Source organism: Propionibacterium ruminifibrarum (assembly GCF_900289195.1).
In the GTDB taxonomy this organism is placed as follows: Bacteria; Actinomycetota; Actinomycetes; order Propionibacteriales; family Propionibacteriaceae; genus Propionibacterium; species Propionibacterium ruminifibrarum.
This window is the reverse complement of the sequence record NZ_OMOH01000001.1, coordinates 430,275-447,974: the sequence shown is the minus strand read 5'-3', so window position 1 is coordinate 447,974 and position 17,700 is coordinate 430,275. Positions and strand designations below refer to the sequence as shown.

General features: G+C 68.1%; 15 protein-coding genes. 8 read left to right on the top strand and 7 right to left on the bottom strand.

Features of this window, described 5'->3' with window-relative positions:
- From PROPJV5_RS12350 to PROPJV5_RS01955, 8 genes are all read left to right on the top strand, one after another.
- Positions 1–663: hypothetical protein (locus PROPJV5_RS12350; RefSeq protein ID WP_220474291.1), on the top strand; the 663-nt coding region annotated here is incomplete at its 5' end.
- A gap of 1,226 nt (positions 664–1,889) precedes the next feature.
- Positions 1,890–3,572: an energy-dependent translational throttle protein EttA gene (gene ettA, locus PROPJV5_RS01985; RefSeq protein ID WP_119714634.1), complete on the top strand. Its 1,683-nt coding sequence runs from the start codon at positions 1,890–1,892 to the stop codon at positions 3,570–3,572.
- A gap of 242 nt (positions 3,573–3,814) precedes the next feature.
- The gene (gene acnA, locus PROPJV5_RS01980) at positions 3,815–6,487 is read left to right on the top strand and encodes an aconitate hydratase AcnA (protein WP_119714633.1); all 2,673 of its coding nucleotides are present in this window, start codon (positions 3,815–3,817) and stop codon (positions 6,485–6,487) included.
- Between the two features lie 214 nt (positions 6,488–6,701).
- The gene (locus tag PROPJV5_RS01975; protein ID WP_182858527.1) at positions 6,702–7,286 is read left to right on the top strand and encodes a DUF3060 domain-containing protein; all 585 of its coding nucleotides are present in this window, start codon (positions 6,702–6,704) and stop codon (positions 7,284–7,286) included.
- Positions 7,287–7,631: 345 nt separating this feature from the next.
- A complete protein-coding gene (locus PROPJV5_RS01970; protein WP_182858526.1) occupies positions 7,632–8,207 on the top strand; it encodes a DUF3060 domain-containing protein in 576 nt (191 codons plus the stop codon).
- 101 nt (positions 8,208–8,308) lie between these two features.
- Entirely contained in the window at positions 8,309–9,031 is a 723-nt protein-coding gene (locus tag PROPJV5_RS01965; RefSeq protein WP_119714630.1) for a response regulator transcription factor, read from the top strand.
- Positions 9,028–9,996, top strand: coding sequence for a sensor histidine kinase (locus PROPJV5_RS01960; RefSeq protein ID WP_119714629.1), 969 nt, complete (start codon positions 9,028–9,030; stop codon positions 9,994–9,996). Before PROPJV5_RS01965 ends, PROPJV5_RS01960 begins: the two co-directional genes overlap by 4 nt.
- Before the next feature lie 158 nt (positions 9,997–10,154).
- On the top strand, positions 10,155–10,535 hold the full coding sequence (locus PROPJV5_RS01955; RefSeq protein ID WP_119714628.1) for a hypothetical protein: 381 nt from the start codon (positions 10,155–10,157) through the stop codon (positions 10,533–10,535).
- A 210-nt stretch (positions 10,536–10,745) separates the two neighbouring features.
- On the opposite strand, the gene PROPJV5_RS01950 is transcribed toward PROPJV5_RS01955, so the two are convergent.
- From PROPJV5_RS01950 to nrfH, 7 genes are all read right to left on the bottom strand, one after another.
- Positions 10,746–11,396 (bottom strand): TlpA family protein disulfide reductase, encoded by a 651-nt coding sequence (locus PROPJV5_RS01950; protein WP_119714627.1) that lies wholly within the window; start codon positions 11,394–11,396, stop codon positions 10,746–10,748.
- Positions 11,389–12,240 (bottom strand): c-type cytochrome biogenesis protein CcsB, encoded by an 852-nt coding sequence (ccsB, locus tag PROPJV5_RS01945; protein WP_119714626.1) that lies wholly within the window; start codon positions 12,238–12,240, stop codon positions 11,389–11,391. The genes PROPJV5_RS01950 and ccsB overlap by 8 nt, the downstream gene beginning before the upstream one ends.
- The gene (locus PROPJV5_RS01940; protein WP_119714625.1) at positions 12,233–13,663 is read right to left on the bottom strand and encodes a cytochrome c biogenesis ResB family protein; all 1,431 of its coding nucleotides are present in this window, start codon (positions 13,661–13,663) and stop codon (positions 12,233–12,235) included. The genes ccsB and PROPJV5_RS01940 overlap by 8 nt, the downstream gene beginning before the upstream one ends.
- Before the next feature lie 17 nt (positions 13,664–13,680).
- Positions 13,681–14,382, bottom strand: coding sequence for a cytochrome c biogenesis CcdA family protein (locus tag PROPJV5_RS01935; RefSeq protein ID WP_119714624.1), 702 nt, complete (start codon positions 14,380–14,382; stop codon positions 13,681–13,683).
- Between the two features lie 6 nt (positions 14,383–14,388).
- Positions 14,389–15,462, bottom strand: coding sequence for a tetratricopeptide repeat protein (locus PROPJV5_RS01930; RefSeq protein WP_119714623.1), 1,074 nt, complete (start codon positions 15,460–15,462; stop codon positions 14,389–14,391).
- A gap of 155 nt (positions 15,463–15,617) precedes the next feature.
- The gene (locus tag PROPJV5_RS01925; protein ID WP_220474290.1) at positions 15,618–17,117 is read right to left on the bottom strand and encodes an ammonia-forming cytochrome c nitrite reductase subunit c552; all 1,500 of its coding nucleotides are present in this window, start codon (positions 17,115–17,117) and stop codon (positions 15,618–15,620) included.
- Positions 17,118–17,195: 78 nt separating this feature from the next.
- Entirely contained in the window at positions 17,196–17,690 is a 495-nt protein-coding gene (nrfH, locus tag PROPJV5_RS01920) for a cytochrome c nitrite reductase small subunit (RefSeq protein ID WP_119714682.1), read from the bottom strand.
- Positions 17,691–17,700 lie beyond the last annotated feature (10 nt).

The window sequence follows — 17,700 nt, the reverse complement described above, 5'->3', positions numbered from 1 at the left end:
CAGGTTCGGGTTGGGTCTTCCCGATGTGGCCGGGCCGGTGTGACGATGGGGACATCACGGGCCCTGGGGGTGATTGTCATGATCCGGTGGCGGATCGGTCTCGCGGTGGCCGGCCTGTGCGCGGCCCTGGTGCTGGCCGGGTGTGGGTCTGGCGGGTCGTCCGGTGGCTCATCGGCGGAGTCGGCCTCGTCGTCTGGGCCGGCCTCGTCTTCGCCGGTGCCTTCGGCGTCGTTGTCTGAGGACGAGTTGTATGCGGAGGCCGAGCGGGTCTACCGGGCCTATTTCGAGCTGGAACAGCAGGCGTTTCTTGAGGGCGGTGTCAATGGTGTACCGAACGAGATGAACGAGTACATCATGGGTGGCTACACACAAGTTTTTGAACAATTCTTAGCACAGATGACTGAAAATGGCTGGAGGATGCAACCGGGCACCCAAGAGCGTATCGTGATGTTGCGACGGGCCCCAGAGGTCAAGCGTGAGGATTCAATAGCCACGCTACGTGTTTGCACTGACTCCACCAGCAGTCCCTTGGTCGATCAAGCTGGATCTTTTGTCAGTTCCGGGTTTTCCCTCAATTCATTGTTCTTCAAATATGATATTGATGGGAAACTCAAAATATATGGAAACAATGGGGAGTCCGTGGAGTCATGCGAAGTTTCTTGAAGGTGAGTCTCGGTTTGACTCTTTTGAGTACCTGCTTCGTGATGACCCCAGTCGAAGCTTATGGGTGCGATGCAGGCGACTCATCATGCTCTGGAAATGATTTCAACCGCTTCGATATCTCGGTCTCGAATGACGCCAACTCTGATTATTCGGTGTCGGTGTCTGAGTCGTATGAGGTTGCCGGGACAGGGCCCGTGGATGGTGGCGGGTACGGGCCGATGAGCCAGGCGCCAGCACAGGCCCCTACCGGGCCCGGCCCCACGCCCGGGGAGGATGATGCCGATCCTGGCCCCATCACCCGTCCCGACGGCGATTTCGTGGTCTTCAACCCGGCCACCACCGGCCAACAACCGGACACCGGTCCCGGGACCGGCCCCGGGGTCGACCCGGTCGTGGTGGCCCGCCGGGCGATCGCCGCCCTCACCCTCGACGAGCCGGGCATCCTGCTCGACCCCGACCCCGCCACCAACGAGTGGGCCGCCACGGCAGTCGGGTTCAACACCTGGTTCCACGCCCCCGACCCCGGGGTTCGTCAGGTCACGGNGACCTGCCGGCACACCGTGCCCTACCAGAACCCGACAGGGGTGGACGCCCCGTCCCCGTACTGCGGACACGCCTGGGACACCCCCGGCGAGTACACCGTGACCGCGACCCGCACCTGGAACATCACCTGGACCGCCGCCGCACACACCGGCACCGACACCACCACCAGGCCCGCAGGCACCCGCCACGTCACCGTCATCGAACTATCCTCACTCCTCACCAACCCCAACCGGTAAAACCTGGACCGCTGGCATCCGGGACGCAACGGACCGGGAAGAAGCCGAGTCCGTGAGCCAGGTCCGGACCACCCGCCCACGTCAGGGGGACGCAGGTCGTAGGCGTCGGTGCCTGCTGGGGTGATATGGACCGCCCGCGTCAGGGGACGCCCGGGTCACGACGCGCGGATGGAGGTGTCCCGTCGGGTGGACCCGGCGCGACACTGCCACGGCCATCCAGCGCGCCCGTTCGGGCGGGTCCGGCCGCACTGGCATACTTGAGGAGTTGCACCTAGGTGCTCCGATGCCCGTGCACGCGTCGGCCTCGCCCGCCCCGTCCGGGAGCTGGCAGGGGATGCTGTGCGGCTCGTGCACCGGTGTGAGGTCCGGTTCACCGGCCAAGGCATCCGATCGCACCCGGTCCACGGCAGGCGGTCACCAACAGACGCGAAGGAAAACCACGCCCTCATGGCTGAATTCATCTACCAGATGCACGACGTGCGCAAGACGGTCGGCGAGAAGCTCATCCTCGACAATGTCACGCTGTCCTTCTTCCCCGACGCCAAGATCGGCGTCGTCGGCCCGAACGGCGCCGGCAAGTCCACCCTGCTCAAGGTGATGGCCGGTCTTGAGCCCATCAACAACGGCGAGGCCTTCCTCGCCAAGGACGCCACGGTGGGCCTGCTCCAGCAGGAGCCGCCGCTGACCGAGGGCAAGACCGTGCTCGAAAACGTCCAGGAGGCCGTCGCCGAGGTCAAGGGCATGCTCGACCGCTACAACGCCATCAGCGCCGAACTCGCCGACCCCGACGCCGACTACGACACCCTGCTCGCCGAGATGGGCGAGCTGCAGGAGACCCTCGACCAGCGCAACGCCTGGGACATCGACTCCCAGCTCGAACAGGCCATGGACGCCCTGCAGTGCCCGCCGCCGGACACCCCCGTCGACGTGCTGTCCGGCGGTGAGCGCCGCCGCGTCGCCCTGTGCAAACTGCTCCTGGAACAGCCCGACCTGCTGCTGCTCGACGAACCCACCAACCACCTCGACGCCGAGTCCGTCAACTGGCTCGAGGGCCACCTGAAGAACTACCCGGGCGCCGTGCTGTGCATCACCCACGACCGCTACTTCCTCGACAACGTCGTGGGCTGGATCTGCGAGGTCGACCGCGGCCGCCTCTACCCCTACGAGGGCAACTACTCGACCTACCTCGACACCAAGCGCAAGCGTCTGCAGATCGAGGGCCAGAAGGACGCCAAGCGCGCCAAGATCCTCGAACGGGAGCTGGAATGGGTCCGCTCCAGCCCCAAGGCCCGCCAGGCCAAGAACCGGGCCCGCCTGGCCCGCTACGAGGAACTCGCCGCCGAGGCCGAACGCTTCCGCAAGATCGACACCAGCGAGATCAACATCCCGCCGGGCAAGCGCCTGGGCGCCGACGTGCTGCAGGCCACCGACCTGCACAAGGGCTTCGGCGACCGCAGGCTCTTCAACGGTCTCGACTTCACCCTGCCGCGTGCCGGCATCGTCGGCATCATCGGCCCGAACGGCGTCGGCAAGTCCACCCTGTTCAAGATGATCGTCGGCGAGGAGGCCCCCGACTCCGGTGAGCTCAAGGTGGGTCAGACCGTCGAGATCAGCTACGTGGACCAGGGCCGCGCCGGCATCGACCCCGACAAGACCGTGTGGGAGGTCGTCTCCGACGGCCTCGACTACATCAAGGTCGGCAACTTCGAGATGCCCAGCCGCGCCTACGTCGCGTCCTTCGGCTTCAAGGGCCCCGACCAGCAGAAACCCGCCGGCGTGCTGTCCGGAGGTGAGCGCAACCGCCTGAACCTGGCGCTGACCCTGAGGCAGGGCGGCAACCTGCTTCTGCTCGACGAGCCCACCAACGACCTCGACGTCGAGACCCTGCAGAGCCTCGAGGACGCCCTGCTGGAGTTCCCCGGCTGCGCCGTCGTCATCAGCCACGACCGCTGGTTCCTCGACCGCATCGCCACGCACATCCTCGCCTTCGAGGGGGACGAGGACAACGACCCGAAGTGGTTCTGGTTCGAGGGGAACTTCGCCGACTACGAGAAGAACAAGATCGAGCGACTCGGCGAGGAGGCCGCGAGGCCCCACGCCAGCCGCCACCGTCGCCTCACCCGCGACTGAACCGAGCGATCCACCGACGAGGGTCCGGAGCCGCGATGGCTCCAGACCCTCGTCCGCTTCGTGGCCCGTCCCAGCGCCCCTTGACCGTGCCACTGCCGGGCATTGCGGACTGATAGTGTCCGCTTTGAGCAATACGGAATGGGTGGGCATCCTCGCGGTGTTATCTTGATGTCAAGATAAATCGCTGGATCGTCGCCGCTGCGCTCACCCGCCGCAGGAGACCAGACGCCTGGGAAGAGTCAATGAGCCTGAACAGTTTCGATGCCCGCCACGACCTCGTGGTGGGGGACAACCACTACGAGGTATTCCGGCTGGACGCGGTTCCCGGCCACGAGCGCCTGCCGTACAGCCTGAAGGTGCTGCTGGAGAACCTGCTGCGCACCGAGGACGGCTCGTCGGTCACCGCCGACGACATCAGGGCCCTCGCGGCCTGGCGACCCGACGACCAGCCCCACCACGAGATCCAGTACTCGCCGGCCCGCGTCATCATGCAGGACTTCACCGGCGTGCCCTGCATCGTCGACCTGGCCACCATGCGCGAGGCCATGGCCGACCTGGGGGGCGACCCGGCCCGCATCAACCCGCTGAGCACCTCGCAGATGGTCATCGACCACTCGGTCATCGCCGAGCACTTCGGCACGCCGCAGGCCCTGCAGCTGAACACCGACATCGAGTACGGCCGCAACAAGGAGCGCTACCAGTTCCTGCGCTGGGGCCAGGGCGCCTTCGACAATTTCACGGTCGTGCCCCCGGGCACCGGCATCGTCCACCAGGTCAACATCGAGCACCTGGCCCAGGTCACCTTCACCCGCGAGGTGAATGGCGTCGTGCAGGCCTACCCCGACACCTGCGTCGGCACCGACTCGCACACCACGATGGTCAACGGCCTCGGCGTCGTCGGCTGGGGCGTGGGCGGCATCGAGGCGGAGTGCGCCATGCTCGGCCAGCCAGTGAGCATGCTCATCCCGCGTGTCGTCGGATTCAGGCTCAGCGGTGAACTGCCCAGCGGGGCCACCGCCACCGACCTGGTGCTGACCATCACCCAGATGCTGCGCGAGTACAAGGTCGTCGGCAAGTTCGTCGAGTTCTTCGGTGAGGGCGTCGTCCAGGTGCCGCTGGCCAACCGCGCCACGATCGGCAACATGAGCCCCGAGTACGGCTCGACGATCGCCGTATTCCCCGTCGACGACGTCACCCTCGACTACCTGCGCCTGACCGGCCGCGACGAGCAGCAGATCGCCCTCGTCGAGGCCTACTCGAAGCTGCAGGGTCTGTGGCACGACCCCGCCCGCGAGGCCGCCTACTCGGAGTACCTCGAACTCGACCTGTCCACCGTGCGGCCCTCGATCGCCGGGCCGAAACGCCCACAGGACCGCATCAGGCTCGACGAGGCCCAGGAGACCTTCCGCCGCGACGTCGCCAACTACGTCAGCGACACCACGAGGGCACTCGACACCGAGATCGACGGTGAGCGGGTGCGTCTCGACAACGGCGCCATCGGCGTGGCCGCCATCACCAGCTGCACCAACACCTCGAACCCGTCGGTCATGGTGGCCGCCGGCCTGCTGGCCAAGAAGGCCGTCGAGAAGGGCCTGCGGCGCAAGCCCTGGGTCAAGACGACCCTGGCCCCGGGCTCCCAGGTGGTCACCGACTACCTCACCAAGGCCGGGCTCATCGAGCCGCTGGCCGCCCTCGACTTCGACGTGGTCGGCTACGGCTGCACCACCTGCATCGGCAACTCCGGCCCCGTGGTCCCGCAGGTCTCCCAGGCCGCGGGCGAGAACGACCTGGCCATCACCTCGGTGCTGTCGGGCAACCGCAACTTCGAGGGGCGCATCAACCCCGACGTGAAGATGAACTACCTGGCCAGCCCGCCCCTGGTCGTGGCCTACGCGCTGGTCGGCACGATGGACGCCGACCTCACCACAGAGCCGCTGGGCATCGGCTCCGACGGGCGGCCCGTCCACCTGGCGGACATCTGGCCCAGCGAGGACGAGGTCGCGCAGGTCATCACCGACTGCATCGACCCGCAGATGTACAAGGCCGACTACGCCGACGTCTTCACCGGCGACGAGCGCTGGCAGAACCTCCCCACCCCCACCGGCGATCTCTTCGCCTGGGACGAGGACTCCACCTACGTGCGCAAGCCCCCCTACTTCGAGGGTATGCCCGCCGAGCCCGACCCGGTCGCCGACATCCGTGGCGCCCGCGTACTGCTCAAACTCGGCGACTCGGTCACGACGGACCACATCAGCCCCGCCGGGGCCATCAAGTCGGACACCCCGGCCGGACGGTACCTGCTGGAGCACGGCGTGCAGCCGCTCGACTTCAACTCCTACGGTTCACGCCGCGGCAACCACGAGGTCATGATGCGCGGCACCTTCGCCAACATCCGGCTGCGCAACCAGCTCGCCCCGGGCACCGAGGGCGGTTTCACGAGGGACTTCACCCAGCCCGGCGCGCCAGTCAGCACCGTCTACGAGGCCTCGCTCAACTACCGGGCCGCCGGCGTCCCCCTCGTCGTGCTGGCCGGCAAGGAGTACGGCTCGGGCAGCTCGCGCGACTGGGCGGCCAAGGGCACCCTGCTGCTGGGCGTGAGAGCCGTCATCGCCGAGAGCTTCGAGCGCATCCACCGGTCGAACCTCATCGGCATGGGCGTCCTGCCCCTGCAGTTCCCCGACGGCGAGAGCACCGCAAGCCTCGGCCTGACCGGCGAGGAGACCTTCGCCATCAGGGGCGTCGAGGAACTCAACGACGGCACCATCCCGAGGACCATGACCGTCGTCGCCACCGCCCCCGACGGCTCCGAGACCACCTTCGATGCCGTCGTGCGGATCGACACCCCCGGCGAGCGCAACTACTACGTCAACGGCGGCATCATGCAGTTCGTGCTGCGCAACCTGGCGCGAGCCTGAGGCGACAGCTGCTACTGTGCTCCGTGCGGAATCCGCGTGCCCGCCGGAACCACCACATGGTGTCCCCCGAAGGGCCAGACACATCCGGTGGTCTCACCGGGCGATCGGTGCGGATGAGGGCGGTCCGGCCAATGGGGCCGGGCCACCCTGCCCGCCACAACAGACGGACAACCACCCACCGGAGTTCACCCGCCCGGTCACGGAAAGGACCACGATGACCCCCTTCGGTTCCAAGAGACTCGTTCAGGCTGCCGCCGTGCTCGGCAGCATCACCCTGCTGGCCGGCTGCTCGGGAGGCGGTTCTGACGCAGATACCGCCGCCTCGGCCGCCAGCGCCGTCTCCTCCGCTGCCAGTGCCGCATCGTCGGCCGTCAACTCCGCCGCCGACGAGGCCGCCAGCGCCGCCGACGAGGCCGCCAGCGCTGCCGCCGGGGCAGCGAGTGCCGCCCAGGAGGCCGGGAACGAGGCCGCCGAGATCACCGACGAGGCCTGGCGCGAGGCACTCGACCAGGCCGACAGGACGATCCAGGCCTCCGCCTCAACCGCGATCTGGGAATCCGAGACGAACGTCAGCATCGCCGGCGACTGCGACAGCCTGAACGTTGGCGGCTCCGACAACACGATCGTCGCCGAGGGCGTCGGCACCCTCACTGTCGGAGGCAGCGGCAACACGATCTACGTGAAGAACCCGGTCACCATCAACCTGCTCGGCTCGGAGAACACGATCGTGTGGAGCGGCGAGGAGCAGCCCTCGATCAGCGAGGCGGGCGCGGACAACACGGTGCGCCAGGCATCGTGACCGGCTGACCCGCATCCGGACGAGCAGGCCCCGGCAAGGCTCCAGCTGAAAGAGCCTTGCCGGGGCCTGCTGCTTCGGCAGGGCCCGCTGGCCTCACCACCAGCCCGTGAGGGTCCCACCCGACGCCTGGCGCCGCGGCCGCCACCTCCCCGGGACAGCTGAGATCGGCTGTCGCCGGATTGCGACATCGGAGCGACAAGCCTGCTGCATCGGTTCCCTAGGCTTTAAGCAGACGAGATGAAACGGGGTGCCGACCACTCGACGCCCCAGGGCCCACTTCATCCGGCTTCGATCCACAACCCGGGCCCGCCAACAACCGGCGGGCCCACGAAAGGAACAATGACCATGAACCCGATGAACCACGGCAGGAAGCTCATCCTCGTCGCAGCCGGCGCAACCAGCGCCATCCTGCTGGCCTCCGGCTGCTCGTTCAGCGTCAACGACTCCTCCGCGCCGACCACGGCCACGCAGCCGGCATCGGTGTCCTCGACCTCTGCCGATCCCAGCGCCTCCAGCGTCGCACCCGCCAGCACCGCAGCGGCCCCGACCACGCAGGCCAGCACGAGGACCACGGATGTGGACGACCCGGACGATGACATCACCGATCCCGAATGGCTCGAGGCCATCGCCAACTCGGAGAAGACCATCGCCGCCACCCCGACGACGACCATCAGCGGCTCCGATCAGGTGATCACCGTGCGAGGCGACTGCGATGTGCTGGCGATCCACGGCTCGGACAACACGGTCATCGTCGACGATGCGACGAGCATCGAGATCTCGGGCAGCGGCAACACGGTGTTCGTCGATGACACCAGGACAGTGTCGTTCGGAGGCTCGGACAACACGGTCGTGTGGGACGACGGCCCCGAGCCGACCGTGCAGGAGAGCGGCTCGGACAACATCGTGCGCCAGGCCCGCTGAGCACCGGTCCCGTGCCGCACGGGGACGGGGTAGAGTGCAGGAACTCCGCGGGGGCGCCAGGGGCGCCCCCGCGGTCGCATCGGATTGAGAAGGAACCCATCATGCCCGACGACCACGGCAGACGGACGGTCCTGCTCGTCGACGACGAGGAGGCCATCACCGGCGCCCTCGCCCCCTACCTCGAACGGTGCGGCTTCCGGGTGCACGTCGCCACCGACGGCGCGCAGGCCCTGACACTGCACGACCGGGTGGCGCCCGACATCGTCGTGACCGACGTCCTCATGCCCCGCATGGACGGCCGTGAACTCGTGCGCCGCATCCGCGCCAAGGGCGGGTGGACGCCGATCATCCTGCTCACCCAGATCGACGCCCCCTACGAACGCTCCGCCGCCCTCGACGAGGGCGCCGACGACTACCTGTCCAAGCCCTTCGACCCGCAGGAGCTCGTCTCACGCATCCGGGCGGTCCTGCGCCGCGCCTCCGGCGCCCCCAAACCCCTGTCGGCCTCCGACACGGTGACCTGCGGCGACCTCGTCGTCGACCGGGTCGCCCGTCGGTTCTTCCTCACCGACCGCGAGCTGTCCCTGACCCCGAAAGCCGCCATGCTGCTCGACTACCTCGTCACCCACCCCGGCGAACTCCACACCCGAGAACGACTGCTCGCGGCGCTGTGGGGCATCGACTTCGCCACCTCGACCCGCGCGGTCGACCACCGGGTCCGCGAGATCCGCCGCGTCCTAGGCGACGACCCCTCGGACCCGCAATACATCGAGACGGTGCCCTCGATCGGCTACCGCTTCATCGGGCAGGTCCACGCGTCATGACCACCGTCCCGCGTACCGGTGCCGACCTGCAGCGTGCCGGCGCCGACAAGGAGCCCGCCTCCACACCGTGGCGGCGCCGGCTGCTCCTGCTGCCCTTGTTGCCCGCCGCCGTCGCGGCCCTGGCCTCGCTCGCCTGGTGGCTGGCGGGGGAGCGGCGTTCACTGGTGCTGTCCGCCGAACTGCCGGGTGTGCTGTTCGGTGTCGGGGTGGCGACCAGCGCCGTCCTGCTCGGCGTCCAGCTCTTGCGCACCGGCACGGCGTCGCGCATCGAACGGGCCCGTCAGAACGCCGAGGAGTCCAATCGCCAGGCGTACCGCCAGTTCCTGGGGCGCCTCGACCACGAGCTGAAGAATCCCCTGACGGCCGTGCGCGCCGCGGCCAACAGCATCGAGGACGACGAGAGCCGGGCCATCATCGACGCCCAGTCCCAGCGGATGGGCCGGCTGCTCAAGGACCTGCGCAAGCTCGCCGAGATCGAGGTCGCCCCCCTCGAGATGGAGCAGGTCGACCTCGTCGAGGCCACCCACGACGCGGTGGACGCCGTCGAGCAGGAACTGGCCGTGGCGGGGCAGCGGCGCGCCTTCTCCGTCAGCTTCCCCGGGGCGCCATGGCCGCTACCCACCGTCCTCGGCGACGCCGACCTGCTCTACTCGGCGATCTACAACATGGTCTCCAACGCCGCGAAGTACACCGGCCCGGAAGCCCTCATCGAGGTGCGCGGATCCCAGAACGGGGGAGCCGTCACCCTTGAGGTCGCGGACACCGGGATCGGTATTCCCGCCGAGGAGATCGACCAGGTGTGGAGCGAGCTGGGCCGGGCCAGCAATGCGCGCGGGCTGCCCGGTCACGGCCTGGGCCTGGCCCTCGTCGCGACGATCGCCTCCCGCCACGGCGGCAGCTGCTCGCTCAGCTCACGGCTGGGCGTGGGCACGAGCATCACCATGACACTGCCCGCCGCGGGCTGAGGCCCGGCGGGGCCGATGCGCGCCGGTCCCGTCGTGCCGAGGGATGGCCCAGGGCTCGTGGAACGGGAAAGCTCGGCACGGTGAATCTGTCAGTGGCGGCGTCCACACTGGTGAGTGAACAACAGTTCGATTCATGCAGTGGATGAGGACGGTGCGAGATGAGTGGTGTTCCCGATCATGCGGCCGGCGTCCCGGCCCCGGCCGACTGGCCCGCCCGCGTGGCCGCACCGGGTTCGGCGCGGATGCGCCGCGACGCCGTGGCCTTCCTGCTCGACCACTGCCCGCCCGAGTTCATGGCCCACCCGCAGCTGCGGCGCAGACCGCTCCTCCTGGCCCGTCTCGCTGCCGACCACGTCGACAATCAGCTGAGGGCGACGCGCAGGGCACTGGCGCAGACGCAAGCGGACCCTGAGCAGAACGCCGGCCCGGGAATCCTGGATGACGCCGTGACGGTGCTTCGCCGTGAGGAGACGCGGCTGATCGAGGCGTCCCACTCCGTCGCGCTCGTCGGTCAGGCGCTGCGGGCCGGGGCGCGCTGAACGACGGCCATGCCCCGGGCCCTCGCTCGGGCGCCTCCGGGCAGATGTCCGGCCGGTGGGGTGCGAACCGGTGGGCCCGCGCGGCCCGGGAGGAATCGACGTCACAGCACACGGGACGACGGCCCGTTTGCGGCGTGCATTCCCGGGTCCGAGGAGCAGAGCCGGGATCGGGCGTTTACTTTCTGCTGAAGCGGTGAGGTTCCCCGGCAGTCAGCCCTGCCCGGTCAGGCGGTTCACCTCGGAGATCATCTGGCCGGCGCTCAGTGCCCCCGGGTGGGCGACCTGCACCACGCCGTCGGCATCGATGAACACGTGACTGGGAATGCCCATCACCCCGAACGAGCCGGCGATCCGCGAACCGGCGTCGGGAACCTGGGAGTACGTCAGGCCGAGCGTGTTGACGTACCGCTGTACCGCGTCGGAATCCTCCGACAGGTACACCCCGACGGTCTCGAGCCCCGCCCGCCTGCCGTGCTGGTAGGCCTCCTCGATGTCAGGCGCCTCCGAGCGGCAGGCAGCGCACCACGTGGCCTCGAAGACGAGCCAGACCGGGTGGCCGCGCAACTCGCTGAGCGTCACCGTCTGCCCGTCGATCGTCGCCGCCGCGAAATCGGGGGCCTGCTGGCCCACCTCGACCAGTTTCCCGGCGCCGCCGCTGACCTGGACACTGGTGATACCGGCCTCGTCGGATTCGTCGTGGTGGTTCACCAGCCACACGCCGGCGATCACGACGACGGCCGTGACGACGAGTACGAGCAGGGTGAACAGGGGACTGCGCCGGAACCGGGCCCAGCCCGACTCCCCGGCCGTGGCCCGCTGCGTGACCGGCGGTGTCGAACCCGCGTTGTGACGATCAGGCATAGGAGTGCAGACCTCCGAAGAAGAGATTCCCCATGAAGGTGAAGATCACCGCTGCGAACCCGAGGATGAGCAGCCACGCGGCCCTGGCCCCGCGCCAGTTGCCGACGACCCGCGCGTGCAGGTAGGCGCTGTAGAACAGCCAGGTGACCAGGGCCGAGGTCTCCTTCGGATCCCAGCTCCAGTAGCGGCCCCAGGCCACGTTGGCCCAGATCGCACCCAGGATGATCATCAGCGTGATGAGCGGGTACGCGATGATGATCGAACGGTACCCGATCTCGTCCAGCCGCTCCCTGCTCGGCAGCCGCACGCGCCCGAGGTGGCCGTGGAGCAGGTACAGCACCGCGGCGCCGAACGAGACGGCCGCTGCGCCGTAGCCGAGCGAGGCGGTGACCACGTGGAGGGGGAGCAGGAAGCCGTTCTGCAGGGCCGGCATGAGCTCGGTGGCCGTGTCGTCGAGGGTCAGCGAGTACAGGCTCAGTGCCAGGGCCACCGGCAGCACCGCCAGGGCCAGGGCGCGCAGCCTCGTGCGCCATTCGACGATCACCATCGCCAGCATGATGCCCCAGACGAACGAGACCGCGAACTCGTACTGGTTCGACAGCGGCGCCCTGTGCACGACGATCGTGCGCAGCACCAGGCACGCCGTGAGGCACAGGAACGCGAACTGGTCGAGCACGGCCGCGTAGTGGGCCAGGCCCCGGCCCCTGGGCTGCGCGGTGCGCCCATCCCCCGTCTGCTTCGTCCCAGGGGTCGCACGGGCCGTCGACACGACGATCTGCGCGATGAGGGACAGGGCCACCGCGATCGTGGCCGCGACCAGGCAGTATCGAGAGATCTCAAGCATTCTCGGTGTCCTCCTCGGCATTGTCCGCAAGGCTCGCGGCCATGCGGTTCAGCTGGTTCTCGAACGACGTGTCGTGGCGGTCCGGGCAGGCGAACTGCACGAGCGAGCCGCCCTCCGGCGCCTCGCTGATGCGTACCCAGACCCGCCGGTGGCGGGCGAGCATCGTCATGCAGATGCCGGCCAGCAGCAGGCCCGAGCCGACCCACACCCAGACGGCTCCCGGGTCGTGGGCCACGAGCAGCCCGGTGTAGGTCTTCTCCCGGTTGAAGGTGAACTTCAACCCGCCGACGGTGCCCGGGGAGCCCTGCTGGATGGTTCCCGAACCGCGCAGCGTCTGCTCCCCCTCGCCGTAGACCTCGATGCGCGCCTCACCGGGAGCCAGCTGGGAGGAGGTGGCTCCCGAGGCGGCGGTCATCACGTAGACGTCGAGGTGCTGCTCGGGCAGGTTGATCATCCCGTACGCGTTCTGGCCGTCATCGGTGCTCCACTGCAGCGGCACCACCTGCGTGGTGATCTCGATGCCCTCGGCGTCGGCGACGGTCACGTCGGCGGCGACACCGAAGTAGCTCTGGTTGAAGGCCACCCCGTCGACCTTGAGGGGGTGGTTGACGCGCACCATCTGCCGGGCCACCTGCTGGCCATCCCGGTAGACGGCGAGATCGCTCACGTAGTCCTTGGGACTGCCGTCGTCGTAGTAGCTGTCCTCGAACGAGATGAGCTCGACCTCGAGACCGGTGTCGTGCCCCACCTCGACGCGGCTCTCCAGCGGGACCGTCACCTCGTCGTCCTGGAAACCGGCCGCTCCCGTCAGGGTGAAGCCGATGAGGATGATGATGAAGGCCGAGTGGGCGAACACCGTGCCGAAGGGGGCGAAGCGGAACCGGTCGGCGTAGAGCTGGTCGGGGCGCTCAGGATCGGACAGCACCCTGAAGTGCGCCTTCGACAGCATCGTGCGCACCTGGTCGTGGGCCTCGCCGGTGCTCAGCGGGCTCACCGCCTGCGACCGGGTCCGGGCCCGCGAGTAGAAGCCCGGTGTCACGCGCGTCTTCGGGTGCGCCGCATTCCTCCACAGCACCGGGATCCGGTGCACGGTGCAGGCGATGATCGACAGGGCGAGCAGGGTGAGCATCCCGATGTACAGCGGGGAGCCGAACATGTGGAAGAAACCGATCGCGTCGAGCACGCTCGTCCAGCCGCCGTACGTCGAGCGCACCTGCTCCAGCCAGGCGGCGTACATGTCGGGATCGGCGCGCACCGTCGGATTCACCTGCTCGATCAGGATGCCGAGCAGGCTCAGGACGCCCATCGCCAGGATCAGTGCCAGGCCGACCTTCTTGTTGTAGAAGAAACGGTATATCGCCCCGAAGAAGTCGCCGACCCCGATCTGCGGGGCCTCGTCGTACTCGTCGGCTGGTGTCGTCATGGTGTTCCACCTCGTCCTCAGGGGGCCGGCACCGGAAGAAAGCCGGCCAGACGCTCGAAGAGATTCGTGATGATCAGGAAACCCGTCACCACCAGCAGCGCGCCGCAGACGCGCGAGACCGCCACGTGGTGGCGCTGGAACCAGCCGAGCCTGTCGCACAGCTGCGAGGCCCCGGCCGCCACCAGGACGAACGGGATCCCCAGCCCGAGGCAGTAGACCGCCATGAGGAGGGCGCCGCGCCCGGCGGAGGAACTCATCTGGGCCAGCGCGATGATGCCGCCCAGGACGGGCCCGATGCAGGGGGTCCAGCCCGCCCCGAAACCCACGCCCATGAGCAAGGAGGCGAGTCCGGGGCGCGACGACCGGCGTGCGCGCAGCAGCGGCTGGCTGTTCTGGTCGAGCGGTGCCAGCCGGATGAGGCCGGCCACGTACAGCCCCATCACGATGATGATCGCCCCGCCGATGATGCGCAGGAGTGCTCGGTGCCCGGCCAGGAGCTCGCTGAGGGTGCCGAACGACGCCCACAGCGCCATGAACACGGCCGAGAAGCCCAGGACGAAGAACAGCGCCCCTGTCACCGCGTGACGGCGCGAGCCCGCCGCGCCGTCACGCCCCTGTGCCACGTATCCGACGTAGACCGGCACGATGGGCAGGAAGCAGGGCGACGCGAACGAGACGACGCCAGCCAGCAGGGCCAGGGGAAAGGTGATCGGTTCCATGGGCGGTCACGGTGTCGGGCTGGCGCTGGGGGATGCGGTCATGGTGTCGAAGCTGCCCATGTGCGATTCGACGATCTGGGCGTACTCGCCGTCGGGTTCGAGTTCGAGGACCCGGTTCCACTCCTTCTTCACCATCTCGATGTCGGGCGGGTCGATCGACAGGTAGTAGTAGCCGAGGTTGAAGTGCAGGTCCGCGCGGTCCGGGTCGAGTTCGTTGACGATGTCCCAGTGCTCCTTGGCACAGTCCAGGTCGCCGTTGTTGAAGCAGGAGACGCCGAGGGTGAGCTGGGCGTCGACGTCGTCGGGCATCAACTCGACGCGCCGGGCCTGCCACTTGGAGGCGTTGGCGTAGTCGCCGACCGCGGCGTACAGCGAGGCCAGCTGGCCCATGGCGTCGGTGTCCTCGGGGTTGTCCCTGACCCGCTGCTCGAGCTCGGCCACCTGGGCCTCGTCGAGCGTCGGCGTAGCAGTGGCCCCCATGCCCATCAGGTCCGAGGCCGAGGCGTCCGAACTCGAGTCCGCGGGGGCCCCGAGCTTGTAGACGGCCAGGACGACAGCCACGACGATGGCGACGATGAGGATCCGCGCCACCCAGCTGGCGGTGTCGCCGCCGCGACGGCCGGCGGACGTGTTCCGGGTCTTCTTCACCGTTGACGAACCCGCGGCCTTCGGCGAGGTGTCCGCGTCGGCGCCGTGGACGGTGTTCTTCCGGGCGGCCTTGCGGGCGGCGCGGCGGGCCTCGGCCACCTCATCGATCTCGTCGAGGGCGACCGGGTCATCGGGATCGGCCTCCTCGGCTGCCGGGGAGGCCGTGGCGGCGTCCGGCTCGTCACCCGCCCGCCCGGTCGGCTCACCGGCGCCACCGTCAGCCCCGGCGGCATCGAGGGCGATGACGGCGTCGACTTTGGCGATCTGCTGGGTGAGCCACTCCGAGCGGCCCTCGGATGCGGTCGTGAGCGATGAACTCAACTCGGCCTTCTTCGCGGCCAACTCCTCGGCGCTCGCGTCGGGCGGGAGCCCCAGCGAGCTCAGCAGCGTGTGTCTGGCCTGGGCCAGGCTCGAGTGCCGCGTCATCATCATCTCCGGTTCGTCTTCGATCCGAATCGTTCGCTGTCTGCCAGTGTGACGAGCAGGAACTCCATTCGGTATCCACCTTTGGGTATGTGCGGGGTACAGAAAGCGCGGCACCGGTGCACATCACCGGTGCCGCACTCCCTCTCGGGACCGTCAACGTCTCATGGCGACGGTGACGGGGTCGGGACGGACGTGTTGATCGGGGTCGAGCCCGCGGGCAGCGGGGCGGCCTGGTCGTTGGCACGACCCGGCTCGGGCGTGCTCGGGACATCGGCGCCGGTCAGTGCGAGCTGGCCCTGGCGTGCCGTGTCGGTCACGTCGTTGAGGATGCGGAGCGAGTACTCGGGGGCGTGGAAGCCGTGGGAGTTCTCGGACTCGACGTAGTCCATGTAGAACTGCGCCTTGCGCTGGTAGTTGCGCGCAGCCTCGACGCGATCGGCGGGCGTGCCGTTGCTCTGGGCCTTCTCGATGTCATCGATCAGGGCGACCAGTGCGTCGAAGGAGACGTCCCGCGCCTGGTAGAAGCGGGTCTGGATCGTCGCCACGCGCGCCTTGAGTTCATCGTCGGAGACCTTGTGGCAGGTGCCGCACGTTCCGTTGACGTCGTCCATCGGCGAGGTCACGTGGTGATTGCTGACCTTCTTCGCGCCGGCGCTCTGGTACGCCATGTGGCAGTCGGCGCAGGTGACGCCGGCCTGACCGTGGGTGCCGTTCTGCCAGGTCTCGAAGTCGGGGTGCTGTGCCTTGATGATCGAGGCCCCGGTGAGCTCGTGCGTGAAGTCCGTGAAGTCGATCTCCTGGTAGTAGTTGTACGCGTCGTCGATCGTCAGGCCCTTGCTCCACGGGAACGTCAGGTTGTCGTCCTCCGGGGACCGGTAGTACTCGACGTGGCACTGGGCGCAGACGTAGGTGCGCATCTCCTGGGTGGAGGCGTCGCGGTTCACGTCGTAGTCGGAGACGCCCTGCGAGGCCTTGTAGGCGGCGATGCCCCTCATGAAGGCCGGACGCGTGACACGCAGCTCCATCGTCGCGGGATCGTGGCAGTCGATGCAGGCTATCGGGCCGTTGTCCTTGGCGATCTCGTAGGCGTCGTCATAGGTCATGGCGTTCATCTTCTCCCAGCCGGCCACGGTGTCGCCGTTACCCAGGTCGGTGAACAGCTTCGGCACGCTGACGTGGCAGTTGAGGCAGTAGCCGGGCTGCTTGAACTGCGTCGTCCGCTTGGTGTAGCGCTGGTCGATGAGCATCCAGTTGTGCCCGCGGGGCTCGGTGTAGTCCACCGAGAACGGGTAGCCGGCCCACATGGTCACCAGGCGTTCGTCGTTGGCCAGGTTGTCGTAGGTGGTCCACTCGCGGGGATCATCGGCGGTCGGTGTCCTGGGGAAGTAGTTCCCGGGGCGGGGGTCGCTCGTCATCATGTACGACTCGTACTGCTCGGGGAAGTTCTGGCCCCACACGGCCGGGTCGACCACGGTCTCGTCGAGCTCGACCACCTGGGTGAACTGCTCCCTGCCCTCCTGCTTGTGATTGAAGATGCTCGTGAGCAGCGCGACGATACCGGCAGCGACCAGGGCGCCGGCGATGAGGAACACGATGAACATCGCGGTCTTGCTCATGCGCGAGACCCGCGGTCTGTACTGGGACTGGTTCGATCCGCTCATCCTCTTCTCACCTCCTGTGCCTGTGATCGGTGTGCTGACTGTTCTGGTTGCCCGGGCCGCAGGGCCGGGGCGCTGGGGTCACTTGCCCCGCACGTCATGGCCCACCCCCTGGTGGCATCGGATGCACATGATCTGGTCGCCGTCTCGCTGGCTGGCCAGCACGTCGTGGGTGAACCCGCCATGGCAGTAGATGCAGTTGTTGTTGATGATCTGCAAGGAGACGTCTCGCGCCTGGATGTTCTGCGGGTAGTTTCCGGAGGTGAACGCGATCGAGTGGTGCAGGCCGTTCTCGGCCTTGACGGCGTACTTGCCGACGAGGTCGTGGGGCGTGTGGCAGTCGTTGCACCCGGCGACGTGGTGGTGCGCCCCGGCGGTGTAGGCGTCGTAGTAGTCCTGCATCACATGGCAGCTGGCACAGGCCTTGGGGTCATGACCCAGGTAGGACAAACCGTTGGCGTAGATGAACGTGAACGCCGCCAGCCCCACCAGGGCGCCGATGAGTAGTCCAGCGATTCCCGGCAACCATCGACGCGCAGCAGCCAGTACGCCGGATGCTCGGCGCCCGCTCGTCATGGTCACCCAC